This is a genomic window from Aeromicrobium sp., from assembly GCF_036676885.1.
In the GTDB taxonomy this organism is placed as follows: Bacteria; Actinomycetota; Actinomycetes; order Propionibacteriales; family Nocardioidaceae; genus Aeromicrobium.
On the sequence record NZ_JAKFCB010000402.1, the window covers coordinates 1 to 4,450 of the forward strand.

The 4,450-nt window shown below is 70.0% G+C and carries 5 protein-coding genes; 3 read left to right on the plus strand and 2 right to left on the minus strand.

All coding sequences use genetic code 11. The features are described from left to right. A partial coding sequence (locus V6M46_RS18895) for a PGPGW domain-containing protein (protein WP_332667967.1) occupies positions 1-490 on the plus strand: 490 nt, incomplete at its 5' end. Here the strand turns inward: V6M46_RS18895 and V6M46_RS18900 are convergent. After that, positions 475-1,299 carry a DUF1707 SHOCT-like domain-containing protein gene (locus tag V6M46_RS18900; protein WP_332667969.1) on the minus strand — a complete coding sequence of 275 codons (825 nt, stop codon included), beginning with the start codon at positions 1,297-1,299 and terminating at the stop codon, positions 475-477. The genes V6M46_RS18895 and V6M46_RS18900 overlap by 16 nt on opposite strands. A gap of 211 nt (positions 1,300-1,510) precedes the next feature. Between V6M46_RS18900 and V6M46_RS18905 the strand changes: the two genes are divergently transcribed. Continuing rightward, complete coding sequence (locus V6M46_RS18905) at positions 1,511-2,674, plus strand: S8 family serine peptidase (protein WP_332667971.1); 1,164 nt, start codon at positions 1,511-1,513, stop codon at positions 2,672-2,674. A gap of 3 nt (positions 2,675-2,677) precedes the next feature. Here V6M46_RS18905 and V6M46_RS18910 read toward each other — a convergent pair whose 3' ends face one another. Next, positions 2,678-3,550 carry a DUF1707 SHOCT-like domain-containing protein gene (locus V6M46_RS18910; protein WP_332667973.1) on the minus strand — a complete coding sequence of 291 codons (873 nt, stop codon included), beginning with the start codon at positions 3,548-3,550 and terminating at the stop codon, positions 2,678-2,680. A gap of 94 nt (positions 3,551-3,644) precedes the next feature. On the opposite strand from V6M46_RS18910, the gene V6M46_RS18915 reads away from it, so the two are divergent. Continuing rightward, on the plus strand, positions 3,645-4,450 hold an 806-nt coding region (locus tag V6M46_RS18915; RefSeq protein WP_332667976.1), incomplete at its 3' end, for an FAD-dependent oxidoreductase.

A 4,450-nucleotide genomic window follows, 5' to 3' on the forward strand; every position in this document is an offset into this window, starting at 1 on the left:
CCCCATGGGCGCCGGGACCTCGTTGAAGAGCTGGTTCGAACGCCTTGGCGTGGAGATTTTGGGCTGGGCGCTCATCCCGCTGGGTCTCGTGTTGATGCCCCTTCCCGGGCCGGGCATGCTGATCGTCGTGGCCGGTGTCGCGCTGTTGTCGCGCCGCCACGTGTGGGCGCAGAGGATCCTCGATCCCCTGCGACACAAGGCCGTCGACGCGGCCAAGTACGGCGTCGCGACCTGGCCCCGGATCTTCCTCAGCTTCCTCGGGGGAGTGTGGCTCGTGGCCCTCGGCTTCGTCTGGTGGGTCAGTCCCGAGATCCCCGAGTTCTCGATTCTCAGCGTCGGGTTCGGACCACGGCTTCCCGCCCCCGGGTGGGGCACCGCGATCGGCTTGTGGGCATCAGCCCTGGCAGCCTGGAGCCTGCTGGCCTACAGCGTCGTTCGCTGGCGCGACCCGCACCCCCGGCCGCTCCCCAAGACTCACTCGAACGCGTAGCGGCGGAGCTCCTTGCCATCCAGCGAGAACGTCCAGTAGCCGTTCTCGCTGTAGTCGTTCCTGACGTAGACCGAGAACGACGGCTCACCGCCGGAGTCGTGGATCACGACGTACGTCGAGGTGACGTCCTCGACCCCCAGCACAGCCGGCGATCGCTTGATCGCCCTGGCGTACGCCGCGGGGTCGACCGCCGCGAGGTCGATCGTCGCAGCACCGGGCGGGCGGGTGCCCTTGCTCGGCTCCCCCTCGAATCCCTTGGCGAAGTACCAGTTCTCGGCGCGCCGATCGTCGTCCTTGAGGACGACCTCGATGCTGGCGTAGTCGGGATAGATCGCGGCGGAGTCGACGATCGTGGTGCCGAACTTCGCCTTCGTCAGGGCGACGAGCTTCTCGAAGCCCGCCGCGGTGTGCAGCTCGAGCCGGTCCTTGGGGACCTCCTGCTCCGGCGTCGGTGCCGGAGCTGAACGGTCCCTGTCGTCGTCGCCGGCCGCCGAGATCCAGAGCGCCACGGCGATCACCGCCGCGACGAGAGTCACCACCAGCAGGCCGCGCAGGAAGCGCTTCGACAGCGCGCCACTCGTGGCGGCGCCGGTCTTGGGGGAGAGAACCCTGGCGACCTTCTTCGGCAGCGTGGCGGCCGGTCCGAGGTCGGCGACGAGGGCAGCGAGCTCCGAGAGGGTCGTCGCCTGCAGCGCCGCATGCGTGCGCGACTCACGCTCTGCGTCGTTGATGCGCCCGTCCACGTACGCGGCCTGGATGTCCTCGAGGCAGCTCTCGCGGTCGGCGTCACTCGCTCGGGTGGCCACCATGTCGAGCACGATATCGGGACTGGCGCACCTGCCGGGCGGAATCCGTGGAGGCGGACAGGCGCTCGCGGCCCGCCGGTTCACGCTTCCACCCGGTGGGCGCCCCCGATCACGTAACCCCCGACCTGCCGGGCGCGTTGTTCAACTGGGGGACGAAAGGGTGACTGTGGTGCACAGGCATATCGGACGGACTCTTGCCACGGCGATGTTGGGGGTGACCGTGGTCGCCGCGAGTACGTCGGGTGCGGACGCCTCGGACGACCCCCTGTCTGGCGTCGATGAGACCCTCCGCCGCACGGCGACGCAGATCCTGGCGACCGCCGCGCCGGGTGATCCGCTCAAGGTCGTCACGACGACCCGCACCTCGGGGGCGCCCAGGATCACCACCGCCGTGGCGTCCAGCCGCTCGGACGCGCTAGGTCTGATCATCTCGGGACTCAAGAAGGCATCCACGATCGGGGTCGACATGGCCCACAAGGTGAGCATCGACCTCTCGAACGACCCGCTTCGCTCGAAGCAGTGGGCGCTCACGCGGCTCGGCGCCGAGACGGTGTGGAAGACGTCGACCGGCCGTGGCGTCGTCGTCGCGGTGATCGACACGGGCGTGCGGCTCGAGCACCCCGACCTCACGGGTCACCTCCTGGCCGGGCGGGACTACGTGGCGCCGGGGACGTCAGCGACGGATCACAACGGTCACGGCACGCACGTCGCCGGGATCATCACCGCGATTGCCAACAACGGGCGCGGCATCGCGGGACTCGCACCGAACACCCGGATCCTGCCCGTACGCGTGCTCGACCGAGATGGCGTCGGCGACTCCGCGAACGTCGCGAAGGGCATCGTGTGGGCGGTCGACCGCGGCGCCAAGGTCATCAACCTCTCGCTGTCGTCCACCCGTAGCGACACCGCTGGGCGGACCGCTGTGGCGTACGCGATCTCCAAGAACGTGGTCGTCGTGGGCGCAGCGGGCAACAGCGGTTGTGGTCTGCTCGGGTCGCCGCGCGCCTATCCGGCTGCCTATGACGGGGTGCTCGGGGTCGCTGCGATCACCTCCGCGGGTGGCGTCGCGTCCTACTCCAGCTGCGGCAACTGGGTCGACGTGTCGGCGCCCGGCAGTGCCATCTTGTCGACGATGTCGGTGAGCCCCAACCCGTCGCTCGGCTGCCCCGCGCACTATTGCACCCTCTCCGGGACGTCGATGGCGGCACCGCACGCGGCCGCTGCGGCAGCACTCAAGATTGCCCAGCTCGGTTCGGCCGCGAGGCAGGCGACCGTGCGATCCCTCATCCAGTCGACGGCGGACGACATCGGCGCACAGGGCTACGACACGAGGTCGGGCTCCGGCGTCATCAACCCCCGCAGGATGCTGGCGCGCTAGGCATCACGGGGCCTTGAGCTTCCTGACCGTCGTGCCGTCGAGCTCCATGGACCAGTAGCCGGAGGCGTTCGCGGAGTTCGCGACGTACACCGACATGAGGTTGCGACCCGAGCGGCTGTCGAAGATCAGGTAGGTCCGGTCCGCGTCCTTCACGTTGAGCTGCGAGGGTGCGTGCCGGATCGCGCGATCCAGCTTCGCAATGTTGACGCTGCGCAGGTCAGCCGACGTGGAGCCGGCCCGGCGAGGACTCTCGATCGGGTTGTAGGGGAAGCTGCCGTTGTAGAACCAGCGCCGTGAGTGGGTGGGGTCGCCGGTGATGGGGACCTCGATCGTCGCGTAGTCCGGATAGATCACGGCGCTGAGGTAGCGGGTGCTGCCGATCTCGGCGCGCATGTCGTCGCGGAGCTTGGCGAACCCGTTGGGGGACAGCAGCTCGGGATGCGCCGGCGCCGCCACGGTCGTCTGGGTCACGCCCGCGGTCCCGGCCGGGGTGGACGGGCCGCCCGTGCCGGTGTCGACGCCGAACCACGACGTCGCGTATGCCGTGCCGCCCGCGAGGGCCAGGCCGATCACCCAGAGGATCACCCGGCGCAGGCTGAACGCCATGGCGAAGCGCCCGAGGGAGCGGCCCAGCTCCGGGCTCGTGATGGCGTCGCCCACGACCGTTCCGAACGACTGTTTCGCCGTCGTCCGCGAGACCGGGGCGCGGCCGTGGTCCGTCACCAGGGCGGCGAGCTCCGACAGTGTCGTGGCGTCCGCGATCTTCGAGGATCGGCTGGCGAACTCCGCGGCGTCGATCCGCCCGCTGGACAGCAGCTCCTTGAGCTCGTCGAACGCCCCGCGTCGATCGTCGTCAGTCGCCGGCACGGCCTCCATGCAGCGCAGCGTAGCCACGCAACGTCCGATGCGTGGGTGAATTCGCCGATGGGTTCTCTGGCCCGCGGTGGTCGGCATGTCAGAGGATGGGCCCATGAGTGCTCACGAGTGTGATGTCGTCGTTGTCGGACTCGGTCCCGGGGGCGAAGCGCTCGTCGCGCGGCTCGCGAAGGCGGGCCTCGCCGTCGTCGCGGTCGAGGCCGAGCTCGTCGGTGGCGAATGTCCTTACTGGGGCTGCATCCCGTCCAAGATGTTCATCCGCGCCGCCAACCTGCTGGCCGAGGCGCGACGGATCGCCACGCTGTCCGGCAGCGCCTCCGTCACGCCGGACTTCTCCGTCGTCGCCAAGCGCATCCGCGAGGAGGCCACCGACAACTGGGACGACACCGTCGCGGCCGACCGGATCACGGCCGCCGGCGCGACGCTCGTACGGGGACACGGCCGTCTCGCCGGTGACCGTACGGTCGAGGTCGCCGGCGAGACGTACGTCGCCTCGAAGGGCGTCGTGCTCAACACCGGCACCACCGCGTCGATCCCGCCGATCCCGGGCCTTGCGGACACGCCGTTCTGGACCAACCGCGAGGCGCTCCAGGCCGAGCAGGCGCCGGCGTCGCTGATCGTGATCGGCGGTGGCGCGATCGGCCTCGAGCTGGCGCAGGCGTACGCGCGCTTCGACACCGAGGTCACGGTGCTGGAGGTCGCGCCGCGCATCCTCGCGCCGGAGGAGCCGGAGTCGTCGGAGCTGCTGGCCAGGGTCTTCGAGTCCGAGGGCATCGCCGTGCATGCCGGCATCACGATCGACCGGGTCGACCACGACGGCACCCGGTTCGCCGTGACCTGCGGCGACACGACGTACGAGGCCGAGCAGCTGCTCGTGGCCGCCGGCCGCAGGTCGCGCCT

Excerpts from the sequence above, each read along its gene's own strand:
- V6M46_RS18900 (WP_332667969.1), bottom strand. The coding sequence starts at position 1,299 with ATGGTGGCCACCCGAGCGAGTGACGCCGACCGCGAGAGCTGCCTCGAG.
- V6M46_RS18910 (WP_332667973.1), bottom strand. The coding sequence starts at position 3,550 with ATGGAGGCCGTGCCGGCGACTGACGACGATCGACGCGGGGCGTTCGAC.